The 14,505-nt window shown below is 70.4% G+C and carries 12 protein-coding genes; 6 read left to right on the forward strand and 6 right to left on the reverse strand.

What is annotated here, in order from left to right; genetic code table 11:
• Positions 1 to 141: 141 nt before the first annotated feature.
• From pgi to OHA61_RS30165, 3 genes are read left to right on the forward strand one after another with little or no spacing between them, the layout of a single operon-like run.
• Positions 142 to 1,794, forward strand: a complete 1,653-nt coding sequence (gene pgi, locus OHA61_RS30155) for a glucose-6-phosphate isomerase (RefSeq protein ID WP_406307526.1) — start codon at positions 142 to 144, stop codon at positions 1,792 to 1,794.
• A 4-nt stretch (positions 1,795 to 1,798) separates the two neighbouring features.
• Positions 1,799 to 2,299 (forward strand): PH domain-containing protein, encoded by a 501-nt coding sequence (locus tag OHA61_RS30160; RefSeq protein WP_406305676.1) that lies wholly within the window; start codon positions 1,799 to 1,801, stop codon positions 2,297 to 2,299.
• A complete protein-coding gene (locus OHA61_RS30165) occupies positions 2,296 to 3,849 on the forward strand; it encodes a PH domain-containing protein (protein ID WP_406305677.1) in 1,554 nt (517 codons plus the stop codon). Before OHA61_RS30160 ends, OHA61_RS30165 begins: the two co-directional genes overlap by 4 nt.
• Before the next feature lie 253 nt (positions 3,850 to 4,102).
• Here OHA61_RS30165 and pgl read toward each other — a convergent pair whose 3' ends face one another.
• From pgl to tkt, 5 genes are read right to left on the reverse strand one after another with little or no spacing between them, the layout of a single operon-like run.
• Positions 4,103 to 4,885 (reverse strand): 6-phosphogluconolactonase, encoded by a 783-nt coding sequence (gene pgl, locus OHA61_RS30170; RefSeq protein WP_389369905.1) that lies wholly within the window; start codon positions 4,883 to 4,885, stop codon positions 4,103 to 4,105.
• Positions 4,882 to 5,907 carry a glucose-6-phosphate dehydrogenase assembly protein OpcA gene (gene opcA, locus OHA61_RS30175; protein ID WP_406305678.1) on the reverse strand — a complete coding sequence of 342 codons (1,026 nt, stop codon included), beginning with the start codon at positions 5,905 to 5,907 and terminating at the stop codon, positions 4,882 to 4,884. The genes pgl and opcA overlap by 4 nt, the downstream gene beginning before the upstream one ends.
• Entirely contained in the window at positions 5,904 to 7,436 is a 1,533-nt protein-coding gene (zwf, locus tag OHA61_RS30180; RefSeq protein WP_406305679.1) for a glucose-6-phosphate dehydrogenase, read from the reverse strand. Before zwf ends, opcA begins: the two co-directional genes overlap by 4 nt.
• A gap of 5 nt (positions 7,437 to 7,441) precedes the next feature.
• Positions 7,442 to 8,560, reverse strand: coding sequence for a transaldolase (gene tal, locus OHA61_RS30185; protein WP_324986841.1), 1,119 nt, complete (start codon positions 8,558 to 8,560; stop codon positions 7,442 to 7,444).
• A gap of 34 nt (positions 8,561 to 8,594) precedes the next feature.
• A complete protein-coding gene (tkt, locus tag OHA61_RS30190) occupies positions 8,595 to 10,682 on the reverse strand; it encodes a transketolase (RefSeq protein ID WP_406305680.1) in 2,088 nt (695 codons plus the stop codon).
• A gap of 347 nt (positions 10,683 to 11,029) precedes the next feature.
• Here tkt and OHA61_RS30195 point away from each other — a divergent pair, with 347 nt between their 5' ends.
• The 3 genes from OHA61_RS30195 to OHA61_RS30205 all read left to right on the forward strand — a co-directional run bounded on the left by OHA61_RS30195 (position 11,030) and on the right by OHA61_RS30205 (position 13,521).
• Positions 11,030 to 11,977: a heme o synthase gene (locus OHA61_RS30195; protein ID WP_406305681.1), complete on the forward strand. Its 948-nt coding sequence runs from the start codon at positions 11,030 to 11,032 to the stop codon at positions 11,975 to 11,977.
• Positions 11,978 to 12,022: 45 nt separating this feature from the next.
• A complete protein-coding gene (locus OHA61_RS30200; protein ID WP_266477634.1) occupies positions 12,023 to 12,352 on the forward strand; it encodes a hypothetical protein in 330 nt (109 codons plus the stop codon).
• Positions 12,353 to 12,417: 65 nt separating this feature from the next.
• Positions 12,418 to 13,521, forward strand: a complete 1,104-nt coding sequence (locus OHA61_RS30205) for an amidohydrolase family protein (RefSeq protein ID WP_406305683.1) — start codon at positions 12,418 to 12,420, stop codon at positions 13,519 to 13,521.
• Here OHA61_RS30205 and OHA61_RS30210 read toward each other — a convergent pair.
• Positions 13,507 to 14,499: a COX15/CtaA family protein gene (locus OHA61_RS30210; RefSeq protein WP_406305684.1), complete on the reverse strand. Its 993-nt coding sequence runs from the start codon at positions 14,497 to 14,499 to the stop codon at positions 13,507 to 13,509. The two genes, OHA61_RS30205 and OHA61_RS30210, sit on opposite strands and share 15 nt — an antisense overlap.
• Positions 14,500 to 14,505 lie beyond the last annotated feature (6 nt).

Genomic DNA, 14,505 nt, shown 5'->3' on the forward strand with positions numbered 1-14,505 from the left:
TTTGACGCGTCCTCCGCTTCTTCGGCGCGTCTTTCGCGCTGCGTCTCTTCGACGTACGCCGTGGTACCCCGCTGATCAATTAGGTTGGAGACGCAGCGGGGCACGCAGGCAGGTACGAGAAGAAGTGGGCTGATGTCCAAGATGAGCGCAGAAGGCCGTACGAGGCTCAACCAGACGCCCGAATGGGCCGCTCTCGGCAAGCACCGCGAGCAGCTGGGACAGACACATCTGCGGGAGCTGTTCGCGGCCGACGAGGCACGCGGCAGCGGCTACACCCTCCAGGTCGGGGACCTTCACCTCGACTACTCCAAGCACCTGGTGACCGACGAGACGCTGGCGCTGCTGCGCGAGCTGGCCGCGGCCACCGGTGTCGGCGCCCTGCGGGACGCGATGTTCCGCGGCGAGAAGATCAACACCACGGAGAACCGGGCCGTTCTGCACACGGCCCTGCGCGCCCCGCGCGAGGCGGTGATCGAGGTGGACGGCGAGAACGTGGTGCCCGCCGTGCACGCGGTGCTCGACACGATGGCAGCCTTCTCGGAGCGGATCCGCTCCGGCGAGTGGACCGGCCACACCGGCAGGCCCATCAAGAACATCGTCAACATCGGCATCGGCGGCTCCGATCTGGGCCCCGCCATGGCGTACGAGGTACTGCGCTCCTTCACCGCGCGCGACCTGACGTTCCACTTCGTCTCGAACGTCGACGGAGCCGATCTGCACGAGGCCGTACGGGACCTGGACGCGGCCGAGACGCTGTTCATCATCGCCTCCAAGACCTTCACCACCATCGAGACCATCACCAACGCCACGTCCGCCCGCGACTGGCTGCTCACCGAGCTGAACGCCGGTCAGGAGGCCGTCGCCAAGCACTTCGTCGCACTGTCGACCAATGCGGAGAAGGTCGGCGACTTCGGTATCGACACGGCCAACATGTTCGAGTTCTGGGACTGGGTCGGCGGGCGCTACTCCTACGACTCCGCCATCGGGCTCTCGCTGATGATCGCGATCGGCCCGGACCGCTTCCGGGAGATGCTCGACGGCTTCCACCTCGTCGACGAGCACTTCCGCACGGCACCGCCTGAGACCAACGCGCCGCTGCTGCTCGGCCTGCTGGGCGTCTGGTATGGCGCGTTCTTCGACGCGCAGTCGCACGCGGTGCTGCCGTACTCCCACTACCTGTCCAAGTTCACCGCGTATCTGCAGCAGCTCGACATGGAGTCCAACGGCAAGTCCGTGGACCGCGAGGGCAACCGCGTGGACTGGCAGACCGGACCTGTCGTCTGGGGCACGCCGGGCACCAACGGGCAGCACGCGTACTACCAGTTGATCCACCAGGGCACCAAGGTCATCCCGGCGGACTTCATCGGCTTCGCCAGGCCCGTCACGGATCTGTCGCCGCGTCTGGTGGCCCAGCACGACCTGCTGATGGCCAACTTCTTCGCGCAGACCCAGGCGCTCGCCTTCGGCAAGACGCCGGACGAGGTACGTGCCGAGGGCGTGCCCGAGGAACTGGTGGCGCACAAGACGTTCCGGGGCAACCACCCCACGACGACGATCCTCGCGGACGAGCTCACGCCGTCCGTCCTCGGGCAGCTCATCGCCCTTTACGAGCACAAGGTGTTCGTCCAGGGCGCCATCTGGAACATCGACTCCTTCGACCAGTGGGGCGTCGAACTCGGCAAGGTCCTCGCCAAGAAGATCGAGCCGGTACTGACCGCGGGGACGGGCGGCGAGCAGCTGGACAGCTCGACCGCGACGCTCGTGGCCAAGTACCGCACGCTGCGCGGTCGCTGAGCCGATGACGGGGGAGGGCGCGGTGCGGCTGAGGCCGCCGAACAACACGCTCGACGAGCGGGTGGTCGGCTGGTGGCGGGTCCAGTGGCTGCTGGCAACGGCGGTCCCGGTGCTGGTACTGGCCGTGCTGGGCGTGCTCATCGCGCCCGCGCGGCCACCGCTGCTGACGGTCGCCGCGGTGGTGGCGGTGCTGGGTCTGGCCGGCGCCGCCTCCTTCCCCGCCTGGTGGTTCCGGGTACACCGCTGGGAGGTCACGGACGAGGCCGTCTACGTCCGTACGGGAGCGCTCTGGCAGGAGTGGCGGATCGCGCCCATGTCCCGGATCCAGACCGTCGACACGGTGCGCGGCCCGCTGGAACAGGCCTTCCGGCTCGCCACGGTCGTCGTCACGACCGCGTCCTCCAAAGGCGCGATCAAGATCGAGGGGCTCGACCATGAGCTCGCCTCCCGGCTCGCCGAACAGCTGACCCGGATCACCCAGGCCACACCCGGGGACGCGACATGAGCTCCCCGGACGGGGACTGGCAACGGCTCGAGCGGCGCACGGTCCTGGTCGCCGCGTTCGTCATGGCGGGCGTGGCCGCGGGCGCCGGGCTGCCCACCGCACTCGGACTCGCGGGCGACATGCCGCTGTGGCAGGCGTTCGCCTGGGTACTGGCCGGGGCGGTGCCGATGATCGCGGCGGGCGCGGGCGCGGACTATGTACGGTGGCGCCGCACCCGCTACCGCATAGGTCCCGAGCGCGCCGAACTCCACACCGGACTGCTGCTGGTCAGACGCCGCTCGCTGGCCCGCGAACGCATCCGCAGCGTCGATCTGGCCGCCAATCCGCTGCTGCGCGTCCTCGGTCTGGTCAAGGTGCGCATCGGCACCGGCGAACACAGCGGCGGCGAGTCCACGCTGGAGCTCGACGCTGTGGACAAGGCCGAGGGAGAGCGGCTGCGCAGGGAACTGCTGGCCCGGGCGGCGCCGGAACCCGGCATACGCGAGGGCGAACTCGCCGCACTCGACCCGGCCTGGCTCCGCTACGCCCCGGTCTCCTTCGTCGCCCCGCTGCTCGGCGGCGCGGCCGCCGGCGGTGTGATGCAGGTCAGCGAATGGTTCGGGGCGCAGGGCAAGGTCATCGACTGGGTGGGGGAGCGTTTCCGGGACACCTCCGTCCTCTGGACGGTCCTGGTTCTTGCCGGCGCGGTCCTGGTCGCGGGGATCGTCGGCGCGCTCGGCCTCTGGATCGAGATGTGGTGGAACTACCGCCTGGAGCGGGAGCCCGGCGGCACACTGCGGGTGCGCAGGGGCCTGTTCACCGCCCGCTCGATCTCCATAGAGGAGCGCAGGCTGCGCGGTGTGGAACTGGTCGAGCCGCTCGGCGTCAGGCTGCTCGGCGCGGCCCGTGTCGACGCGATCGCCACGGGGCTCGTCGACGACGAGCAGGACAAACACGGTGACCTGAAGGTGCTGCTGCCTCCGGCGCCGCGGGCGGTGGCGGACGAGGTGGCAGCGCGGGTGCTGCGCGAATCCGTCGCCCCGACGAGCGCGGCCCCGCTGACCGCGCACCCTCGGGCCGCGCGTACCCGCAGGCTGAGATGGGCGCTGACGGCGGCGCTGCTGCCCCCGCTGGTGCTGACGGTCCTCGGTGCCTGGCTCACGCCCGTCCTGCTGTACCTCGCGGCGGCGGGCGCGGTGGTGGGGCTGCCGGTCGCAGTGGTCCTCGCGCTGGACGCGTACCGCGCTCTGGGGCACGGCATCAGCGGCGCGTATCTGGTGGCCCGCTCCGGCACCGTCCGCCGCGCGACGGTCGCGCTGCAGCGGGGCGGGGTCATCGGCTGGTCCGTGAAGCAGTCGGTCTTCCAGCGCCGGGCCGGAGTGCTGACGCTGACGGCGACGACGGCCGCGGGGTCGGGTGCGTATTCCGTCTACGACGCGGCGGAGGACGAGGGCCTGGCGTTCGCCGCGGAGGCGGTGCCGGGGGTGCTTGAGCCGTTTCTCGTCGCCGTACGGGAGGACGGGGCGGCGGGGTGCGGTGCGGCCGAGGGCGGCGCGACCATTCCCGTATGACCGCGGGTCTGCCCGAAGGGGCGGGTGGCGCCTGCGGCGGGCTGTTCCCCACCCCGCCCCTTCCCGAACTGGGGGCAAGCCCCCAGACCCCTGCGCCCGCTTCGCGGCGCGAACCGGGGGCTCCGCCCCCGACCCCGAATGCGACCTTCGGCCGCATGTCCTCAAACGCCGGACGGGCTGAATGTGCGGCCCAGCCGCACATTTCAGCCCCGCCGGCGTTTGAGGCGCGGGGGTCCGGGGGCAGCGCCCCCGGTTACGGCGACGCCGGCGGGTACAGCCCCCGCGGCAGCCCCGACGCCGCCGCCGCGTCCAGCAGCCACAGTGTCCGGCTGCGGCCGTGCGCCCCCGCGGCCGGTGCCTGGACCTCGCCCGCTCCCGAGAGGGCTATCGTCACCGCCTTCGCCTTGTCCTCGCCCGCCGCCAGCAGCCAGACCTCGCGTGCCGCCCGGATCGCCGGGAGCGTGAGCGAGATACGCGTGGGCGGGGGTTTGGGCGCGCCGTGGACGCCGACCACCGTGCGGGAGGACTCGCGGACCCCGGGCAGCTCGGGGAAGAGCGACGCCACATGCGTGTCGGGTCCGACGCCCAGCATCAGGACGTCGAACGTCGGCACCGGACCGTGGTCCTCCGGGCCCGCCGCCGCAGCGAGTTCGGCGGCGTACGCGGCGGCCGCGGCATCCGCGTCGCTGCCGTACGGGCCGTTTGACGCGGGCATCGCGTGCACCCGCGCCGGATCCACCGGCACGCTGTCGAGCAGGGCCTCACGGGCCTGTGTGACATTGCGCTCCGGGTCGCCCTCCGGGAGGAACCGCTCGTCTCCCCACCACAGGTCCAGCCGTGGCCAGTCGATCGCGTCCCGGGCCGAGGAGGCTCCGAGCGCGGCCAGCAGGGCGTTGCCGTTGCGGCCGCCCGTCAGGACCACCGACGCCGAGCCGCGTGCGGCCTGCGCGTCCACGATCCTGGTGATCAGGCGCGCCGCCGCGGCCTGTGCCATCAGCTCCTTGTCACGGTGGACGACGAGCTGCGGTGCACTCACTTCGAGGCCGCCTTCTTGGCCGTGGCGGCCTTCTTCGCGGGTGCGGACTTCTCGGCGGACTTGGCCGACTTGGGTGCGTCGGCCGCGTCGTCCTCCCCGTCGGCCAGCCTGTGTACGCCGAACCGCAGTGCCGAGGCGTAGGTGTCGTCCGGGTCGAGCCGCCGCAGTTCCTCCGCGATCAGCTCGGCCGTGTCGCGCCGCTTGAGCGCCACCGCCCGGTCCGGCTGCCCCTGGATGGACAGCGTCGCGAGCGAGCCGTCCGCCCTGTCCAGCACGATCTGCCCGGTGCTGGTCTCCATCCGTACGGCCGTGAGGCCCGGTCCGGAGGACTGCGACCGCTTCACCGGTACGTGCAGCCGGTCGGCCAGCCACATGGCGAGCAGCTCGCAGCTCGGGTTGAACTCCTCGCCCTCCACCTCGACCGATGTGACCTCGCACATCACCTGGTCCAGGGCGGCCGCGAGCATGGAGCGCCACGGCGTGATCCTGGTCCAGGACAGATCGGTGTCGCCCGGGGTGTAGGCCTCGGCGCGGGCCGTCAGTTCGTGCACCGGCTGTTCGGAGGCGTACGTGTCCGTGACCCGGCGCTGCGCCAGCGTGCCCAGCGGGTCGTTGGCCGGATCGCTCGGCGAGTTCACCGGCCACCAGGCCACGACCGGTGCGTCGGGCAGCAGCAGCGGCAGGACCACCGACTGGGCGTGGTCGACCACCTCGCCGTACAGCCGCAGCACCACCGTCTCGCCGGTGCCCGCGTCCGCGCCGACGCGCACCTCGGCGTCCAGGCGTGCCTTGGCCCGGTCGCGCGGAGAGCGCGAGACGCGCTTGATGACGACGAGGGTGCGCGAAGGGTGTTCGCGCGAGGCCTCGTTGGCGGCCTTCAGCGCGTCGTAGGCGTTCTCCTCGTCGGTGACGATGACCAGGGTGAGCACCATGCCGACGGCCGGGGTGCCGATCGCCCGGCGCCCCTGCACCAGAGCCTTGTTGATCTTGCTGGAGGTGGTGTCCGTAAGGTCGATCTTCATGGCCGACGCCAGCTCCGTCCGTCTCGTGCGAGCATTTCGTCCGCCTCGACCGGGCCCCATGTACCGGCCTGGTACTGCGCGGGCTTGCCGTGCCTGTCCCAGAACTGCTCGATCGGGTCGAGGATCTTCCAGGAGAGCTCGACCTCGGCCAGCCTCGGGAAGAGGTTGGAGTCGCCGAGCAGGACGTCGAGGATGAGGCGCTCGTACGCCTCGGGGCTTGATTCGGTGAAGGACTCGCCGTACGCGAAGTCCATCGAGACGTCCCGGACCTCCATCGAGGTGCCCGGCACCTTCGAGCCGAACCGCATCGTCACACCCTCGTCCGGCTGGACCCGGATCACCAGGGCGTTCTGCCCCAGCTCCTCGGTGGCCGTGTGGTCGAAGGGGGAGTGCGGGGCGCGCTGGAAGATCACCGCGATCTCGGTCACCCGGCGGCCGAGCCGCTTGCCCGTACGGAGATAGAACGGGACGCCCGCCCAGCGGCGGTTGTCGATCTCCAGCTTGATGGCCGCGTAGGTGTCGGTCTTCGACTTGGGGTCGATGCCGTCTTCCTGGAGATAGCCGACGGCCTTCTCGCCGCCCTGCCAGCCCGCGGCGTACTGCGCGCGCACCGTGCCGGTGGCCAGGTCCTTGGGCAGCTTCACCGCGCCGAGCACCTTGGTCTTCTCGGCCGCCAGCGCATCCGCGTCGAAGGAGGCGGGCTCCTCCATCGCGGTCAGCGCGAGCAGTTGGAGCAGGTGGTTCTGGATGACGTCACGGGCGGCGCCGATGCCGTCGTAGTAGCCGGCACGGCCGCCGATGCCGATGTCCTCGGCCATGGTGATCTGGACATGGTCGACGTAGGAGCGGTTCCAGATCGGCTCGAAGAGCGTGTTGGCGAAGCGCAGCGCCAGGATGTTCTGGACCGTCTCCTTGCCGAGGTAATGGTCGATCCGGAAGACCTCGTTGGCCGGGAAGACCTCGTGTACCACCTGGTTGAGCTCCATGGCGGAGACCAGGTCGTGGCCGAAGGGCTTCTCGATCACCGCGCGGCGCCAGGAGCCGTCCGTCTGGTCGGCCAGCCCGTGCTTCTTGAGCTGCTGGACGACCTTGGGGAAGAACTTCGGCGGCACGGAGAGGTAGAAGGCGAAATTGCCGCCGGTGCCCTGAACCTTGTCGAGGTCCTCGATGGTGGACTTCAGCGTCTCGAAGGCGTCGTCGTCGTCGAAGTCGCCCTGGACGAAGCGCATCCCCTGGATGAGCTGCTGCCAGACCTCCTCGCGGAACGGCGTACGGGCATGTGCCTTGACGGCGTCGTGGACCTCCTGGGCGAAGTCCTCGTGCTGCCACTCGCGGCGAGCGAAGCCGACGAGTGAGAAGCCCGGCGGCAGCAGGCCGCGATTGGCCAGGTCATAGATGGCAGGCATCAACTTTTTACGTGACAAATCGCCCGTAACGCCAAAGATGACCAGGCCCGACGGCCCCGCGATACGCGGGAGCCGTCGGTCTGCGGCGTCACGGAGCGGGTTGGCTCCGCCAGTACCGGACAAGGTGGTCAGCCCTCCGAAGGAGCGAGGCGCTTGAGCTCGGCCTCGGTCGACTTGAGCAGGTCGTTCCAGGACACGGCGAACTTGTCGACACCCTCGTCCTCGAGGACCTGGACGACATCGTCGTAGGAGATCCCGAGCTTCGCGACCGCGTCGAGGTCGGCACGCGCCTGGTCGTAGGTGCCGCGCACGGTGTCACCGGTGATCTCGCCGTGGTCGGCGGTGGCGTCGAGGGTGGCCTCCGGCATGGTGTTCACCGTGCCGGGCGCGACCAGGTCGTCGACGTACAGCGTGTCCTTGTACGCCGGGTCCTTGACGCCGGTCGAGGCCCACAGCGGACGCTGCTTGTTGGCCTGAGCCTTGTCGAGCGCGGCCCAGCGGTCGGACGAGAAGACCTCCTCGTACGCCTCGTACGCCAGACGGGCGTTGGCGACGGCCGCCTTTCCGCGGGCCTCCTTCGCCTCGGGCGTGCCCAGGGCGTCCAGACGCTTGTCGATCTCGGTGTCCACGCGGGACACGAAGAAGGAGGCGACGGACTGGATCTTGGACAGGTCCAGGCCGGCGGCCTTGGCCTTCTCCAGACCGGCCAGGTAGGCGTCCATGACCTCGCGGTAGCGCTCCAGCGAGAAGATCAGCGTGACATTGACGCTGATGCCCTTGCCGATGACCTCGGTGATCGCCGGCAGACCGGCCTTCGTCGCCGGGATCTTGATGAGGGTGTTGGGACGGTCCACCAGCCAGGCGAGCTGCTTGGCCTCGGCGATGGTCGCGGGGGTGTTGTGCGCCAGGCGCGGGTCGACCTCGATGGAGACCCGGCCGTCTTGGCCGCCGGTGGCGTCGAAGACCGGGCGCAGGATGTCGGCGGCGTCGCGGACGTCCGCCGTCGTGATCATGCGTACGGCTTCCTCGACGGTCACCTTGCGCACGGCGAGGTCGGTGAGCTGCTGCTCGTAACCGTCACCGTGCGAGATCGCCTTCTGGAAGATCGACGGGTTGGTGGTGACGCCCACGACGTGCTGCTGGTCGATCAGTTCGGCGAGATTGCCGGACGTGATCCGCTTGCGGGACAGGTCGTCGAGCCAGATCGCGACGCCTTCGTCGGAGAGGCGCTTGAGTGCGTCTGTCATGAGAGTTGCATCTCCTACTTGTCGTATACGGGCGTCAGCGCGCCGCGGCCTCAAGAGATTCCCGCGCGGCGGCGGCCACCGCGTCGCCAGTGAAGCCGAACTCACGGAAGAGAACCTTGCCGTCCGCCGAAGCGCCGAAGTGCTCCAGCGAAACGATGCGACCGGCGTCACCGACGAAACGGTGCCAGGTCAGACCGATGCCCGCCTCGACCGCCACGCGCGCCTTCACGGCCGGCGGCAGCACCGAGTCGCGGTACTGCTGGTCCTGCTGCTCGAACCACTCGACGCACGGCATCGAGACGACCCGGGTCGGGATGCCCGCGGCCTGCAGCTGCTCGCGCGCCTCGACGGCGAGCTGCACCTCGGAGCCGGTACCGATGAGGACCACCTCGGGCTTGCCGCCCTCGGCGTCGAACATCACGTAACCGCCCTTGGCGGCTTCCTCGTTGCGCTCGTACGTCGGCACACCCTGGCGGGTCAGCGCGAGGCCGTGCGGGGCGCCCACGCCGAACTCCTTGGTGTAGCGCCTGAGGATCTCGCGCCAGGCGATCGCGGTCTCGTTCGCGTCGGCCGGGCGGACGACGTTCAGGCCCGGGATGGCGCGCAGCGAGGCCAGGTGCTCGATGGGCTGGTGGGTCGGGCCGTCCTCGCCGAGGCCGATCGAGTCGTGCGTCCACACATGCGTCACGGGCAGGTGCATCAGCGCGGCGAGCCGTACGGCATTGCGCATGTAGTCGGAGAACACCAGGAAAGTGCCGCCGTAGATACGGGTGTTGCCGTGCAGCGCGATGCCGTTCATGGTCGCGGCCATGGCGTGCTCGCGGATGCCGTAGTGGATCGTGCGGCCGTACTTGTCCGCGCCCGGCAGCGGGTTGCCGTCGGGCAGGAACGAGGACGTCTTGTCGATCGTCGTGTTGTTCGAGCCCGCCAGGTCGGCGGAGCCGCCCCACAGCTCGGGGATGACCGCGCCCAGCGCCTGCAGGATCTTGCCGGAGGCGGCGCGGGTGGCGACACCCTTGCCGGTCTCGAACTCCGGCAGCTTCTCCTCCCAGCCCGCCGGCAGCTCGCCCGCGCGGATCCGGTCGAACTCGGCGGCGCGCTGGGGGTTGGCGGTACGCCACGCGGCGAAGGTCTTCTCCCACTCGCCCCGCGCCTCACGGCCGCGGTCGAGCGCCTCACGGGTGTGCGCGAGGACGGCTTCGGAGACCTCGAAGCTCTTGTCCGGGTCGAAGCCCAGGACGCGCTTGGTGGCCGCGACCTCCTCGTCGCCGAGCGCCGAGCCGTGCGCGGCCTCGGTGTTCTGCGCGTGCGGGGCGGGCCAGGCGATGATCGAGCGGGCCGCGATGAAGGAGGGGCGCTCCGTCTCGGCCTGCGCCGCCTTCAGGGCACGGTAGAGACCTGCCGGGTCGAGGTCGCCGCTCGGCAGCTGCTCGACGCGCTGGACGTGCCAGCCGTACGCCTCGTACCGCTTGAGGGTGTCCTCGGAGACGGCCGTCTCCGTGTCGCCCTCGATGGAGATGTGGTTGTCGTCCCACAGCAGGACCAGGTTGCCCAGCTTCTGGTGCCCGGCCAGCGAGGACGCCTCCGCGGAGATGCCCTCCTGGAGGCAGCCGTCACCGGCGACGGCCCAGATGGTGTGGTCGAACGGCGAGGTGCCCGCGGCGGCGTCCGGGTCGAACAGGCCGCGCTCGTAGCGGGAGGCCATGGCCATGCCCACCGCGTTGGCGACACCCTGGCCGAGCGGGCCGGTCGTCGTCTCGACGCCCGTCGTGTGCCCGTACTCAGGGTGGCCCGGGGTCTTGGAGCCCCAGGTCCTGAAGGCCTTGAGGTCGTCGAGCTCCAGGCCGTACCCGGCCAGGTAGAGCTGGATGTAGAGCGTCAGCGACGAGTGCCCGGCGGACAGCACGAAGCGGTCGCGGCCGGTCCAGTCCGCGTCGGCGGGGTCGTGCCGCATCAGCTTCTGGAACAGCACGTACGCGGCGGGCGCGAGGCTCATGGCCGTACCGGGGTGGCCGTTGCCGACCTTCTGTACGGAATCCATGGCCAGGACGCGGACGGTATCGACGGCCCGCTGGTCCAGATCGGTCCACTCGAGGTCTGTGGTGGTCGGCTTGGTGCTCACCCTGGGTCAGGGCTCCTCTCCACATGTTCGTATCCCGGCGACGACGGAATCACCGGGCTTGCGGCCACCCGGTCTCAGGACCCGCGGCGGTGTCGAGCCTACCCCCGGAGGAACGCGCAGCTTTTCGAGTGCCCGCCATTCAAAACGCCGGACACAGCCAGGGTGCCGCGACAGCCGGGTCCCCGCCTGTCGGCGATGTATACGCGCGCCGCCGGCCCGCCGCTCAACACGAGGCCACCCCCGCGAAGATCGGTGTCTGGGCAACGTCTAGAGTGGCGTGGTACGCGCAAGTCTTTACCGGTCTTCACTCCGGGAGCTTGCTGGGATTTTCTCTGTCAGGGGTGTGCGTGACGGCCGTCGAGTCCCGACCCGCAGGGGTCGTCTTGACTCCCAGCCCGGGGGGCCATCGGCCGTTCGGGGCCCGCGTCAAGGCATTCGTGGCGCTGACCAAGCCGCGGATCATCGAACTGCTGCTGATCACCACCGTTCCGGTGATGTTCCTGGCTGCGCAGGATGTGCCCGACCTCTGGCTCGTGCTCACGACCTGCATCGGCGGCTACCTGTCCGCGGGTGGCGCCAACGCGCTGAACATGTACATCGACCGCGACATCGACGCGCTGATGGACCGTACGAACCAGCGCCCGCTGGTCACCGGAATGGTGTCGCCCCGCGAGGGCCTGATCTTCGGCCTCGTACTCGCCGTCGTCTCCACGCTCTGGTTCGGGCTGCTGGTCAACTGGCTGTCCGCCGCCCTGTCGCTCGGCGCGCTGCTCTTCTACGTCATCGTCTACACGATGATCCTCAAGCGCCGCACCGCACAGAACATCGTCTGGGGCGGCATCGCGGGCTGTATGCCGGTCCTGATCGGCTGGTCCGCCGTCACCAACTCGATGTCGTGGGCCGCGGTCATCCTCTTCCTCGTCATCTTCTTCTGGACACCGCCGCACTACTGGCCGCTGTCGATGAAGGTCAAGGAGGACTACGCGCGCGTGGGCGTTCCGATGCTCCCCGTCGTCGCCTCCAACCGGGTCGTCGCCCGCCAGATCGTCTTCTACAGCTGGGTGATGGTCGCGGTCTCGCTGCTGCTCACGCCGCTCGGCTACACCGGCTGGTTCTACACCGCGGTGGCGCTGGCGGCGGGCGGCTGGTGGCTGTGGGAGGCGCACTCCCTGCAGAACCGCGCCAAGGCGGGCGAGACGGGCGGCAAGCTCAAGGAGATGCGGCTCTTCCACTGGTCCATCACCTATGTGTCGCTGCTCTTCGTCGCCGTCGCGATCGACCCCTTCCTGAGCTGATTCCGGCGCTGGCACATCCGCCCTACCGCCGAGTAGCATCGCGGCATGGCAGACACCAAGCAGGCGAAGCAGGCAGAGCGTAGGGCGGCCAGGCTCGCCAAGCAGATCGGCGCGTTCTCCAAGGCGCACGGCGGGGCCGAGGGGCAGCTCGCGTACATGGGCCAGATGGGCACCCGCATCGTGCTCGTCGGTGAGGACGGCGGCTGGGGCGACCTCGTCGCGCCGAACCACTCCGTCGCCGAGGCCGCGGCCGAGAAGGCCGGGATCACGCTGCACGAGTCGTTCGACGGCGAATTCGCCGCGAAGGTCCGCACCGGTCCGTACGAGTGGAGCCGCATGGCAGGCATCCAGCTCGGCGGTCCGTCCAACGGCTGAGCAACACCTCGTCGGGGTGTCACCCGTTAGGACTGTGGAAACACGGTCCACGACTGGGAGCCCGGATGATCGACACCCCGACCCTCGTGGACCAGTACTGCCACGGCGTGCTCCGTACCGAGCTGGGTCTCGGCACCTTCGAGGCGCACCTGGGCAGGACCGCCGGGCCGCCCGCGCCCGGCACCACGTTCTTCGACACCCAGACCGGCTTCGCGGTACGGCGCTGGTGCCCGCCACTGCTCGGTCTTGAGCCGCACTGCCCGCCCGCCCACTATCTCGCCCGCCGCCGCGAGCTGGGGGTGCTGGAGGCGGGCAGACGGCTGCTGAGGGGCAGCGGGATCTCCACTTATCTGGTGGACACCGGACTGCCCGGGGATCTCACCGGGCCCCCCGAGATCGCCGCCGCGGGCGCGGCCGAGGCACGGGAGATCGTCCGCCTCGAACTGCTCGCCGAACAGGTCGCCGACACCTCCGGCACCGTCGACAGCTTCCTCGCGAACCTCGCCGAGGCCGTGCACGGCGCGGCAGCCTCCGCCGTCGCCTTCACCTCGGTCGCGGCCGTCGGGCACGGGCTCGCTCTGGCCCCGGAACCGCCTGGCCCGGGGGAGGTGCGCGGGGCCGCAGGGCGCTGGCTGGCCGCTCGGCAGGTCGGCGGCAGACTCACCGATCCGGTGCTGGTGCGGCATCTGCTGTGGATCGCGGTCGCCTCGGGACTGCCGCTCCAGCTGCACGTCGGCGTGGAGGACCCGATGCTGATGACCGGCTTCGCGGCAGCCTCGGCGGGGCTCGGCACCGATCTGGTGCTGCTGCACGGCTATCCGTACCACCGTCACGCCGCACATCTGGCGAGCGTGTTCCCGCACGTGTACGCCGATCTGGGGCCCGCCCTCGTGCATACGGGGGCGCGGGCGGCGGCCGTGCTCGCGGAGATTCTGGAGCTCGCGCCGTTCGGGAAGCTGCTGTTCTCCAGCGGTGCGCGCGGGCTGCCCGAACTGCATGTGGTGGGCGCGCGGATCTTCAAGGAGGCGCTGGCGCGGGTGCTCGACGGCTGGGTCGGCGACGGCGCCTGGTCCCGTACAGACGCGGACCGGGTCGCCGGGATGATCGCGGCGGGCAATGCCCGCCGCGTCTACGGACTGCCGGACAACGCGCCGTCAGGCATGCGATAGCGCGGAGTCGGCCTGGACCGGGAGCTGCGTTGCAGTCGTCTCCGGACGCTCGCGCAGGCTCAGCGCGAGCCGCACCACCGCGATCCACATCAGCGCGGAGCCGAGCATATGGGCGGCGACCAGGGCCTCGGGGACATGCGTGAAGTACTGGACGTAACCGATCACCCCCTGCGCGAGCAGCACGATGAGCAGATCGCGGGCGCGTGCCCGGGTGTCGTCGGGGGCGTCGACCACGCGCAGCACCAGCCACATCGCGACGGCCAGCGCACAGACGACCCAGGCGGCGATCGCGTGGACGTGCGCGGCGTCCGCCCAGTCCCAGGGCATACGCGGAACATCGCTGCTGTCGCCCGCGTGCTTGCCGGAGCCGGTCACCGAGGTGCCGAGCGCGATCAGCAGCGCGGAGGTGACGACGATCGCCCAGGACAGCTTGCGCACTGGGCGCGGGACGCGCGGGCGGGCTGCGCCGTCACCCTCGCCGGCCCGCTGCCAGGTGACCGTGGCGACCGTGAGGAGCCCGGTGGCGAGCAGGAAGTGCCCCGCCACGGTCCACGGGTTGAGGCCCGCCCACACGGTGATGCCGCCGAGGACGGCATTGCCCATGACGATCCAGAACTGCGACCAGGCCAGCCGGGACAGCCCGCGGCGCACCGGCTTCGCCGCGCTCGCCGCGACGATCGCCCAGCCGACGGCGGCCGACAGGACGTACGTCAGCATCCGGTTGCCGAACTCGATCGCGCCGTGGAGACCCTGCTCGGGCGTGGCGAAGAGGCTGTCGTCCGTGCACTTGGGCCAGGTGTCGCAGCCGAGGCCGGAGCCGGTCAGCCGGACCGCGCCGCCGGTGACGATGATGACCACGCTCATCACGACGGCACTGAGCGCGGCACGCCGGACGGTCTGCGGGGTGGGCGTCCAGCGCTGGGCGATATAGGCGAGGGGGGTTTGCACGGGCCCTATCGTAGGCCGGGCCTTGTGCATGCCGGG

The sequence above is a fragment of the Streptomyces sp. NBC_00885 genome (assembly GCF_045207475.1).
Taxonomy (GTDB): Bacteria; Actinomycetota; Actinomycetes; order Streptomycetales; family Streptomycetaceae; genus Streptomyces.

What these genes read in the sequence shown, in the direction of transcription:
- pgi (WP_406307526.1), top strand. Translation starts at nt 142, where the DNA reads ATGAGCGCAGAAGGCCGTACGAGGCTCAACCAGACGCCCGAATGGGCC.
- OHA61_RS30160 (WP_406305676.1), top strand. Translation starts at nt 1,799, where the DNA reads ATGACGGGGGAGGGCGCGGTGCGGCTGAGGCCGCCGAACAACACGCTC.
- OHA61_RS30165 (WP_406305677.1), top strand. Translation starts at nt 2,296, where the DNA reads ATGAGCTCCCCGGACGGGGACTGGCAACGGCTCGAGCGGCGCACGGTC.
- opcA (WP_406305678.1), bottom strand. Translation starts at nt 5,907, where the DNA reads ATGAAGATCGACCTTACGGACACCACCTCCAGCAAGATCAACAAGGCT.
- tal (WP_324986841.1), bottom strand. Translation starts at nt 8,560, where the DNA reads ATGACAGACGCACTCAAGCGCCTCTCCGACGAAGGCGTCGCGATCTGG.
- OHA61_RS30200 (WP_266477634.1), top strand. Translation starts at nt 12,023, where the DNA reads ATGGCAGACACCAAGCAGGCGAAGCAGGCAGAGCGTAGGGCGGCCAGG.
- OHA61_RS30205 (WP_406305683.1), top strand. Translation starts at nt 12,418, where the DNA reads ATGATCGACACCCCGACCCTCGTGGACCAGTACTGCCACGGCGTGCTC.
- OHA61_RS30210 (WP_406305684.1), bottom strand. Translation starts at nt 14,499, where the DNA reads ATGCACAAGGCCCGGCCTACGATAGGGCCCGTGCAAACCCCCCTCGCC.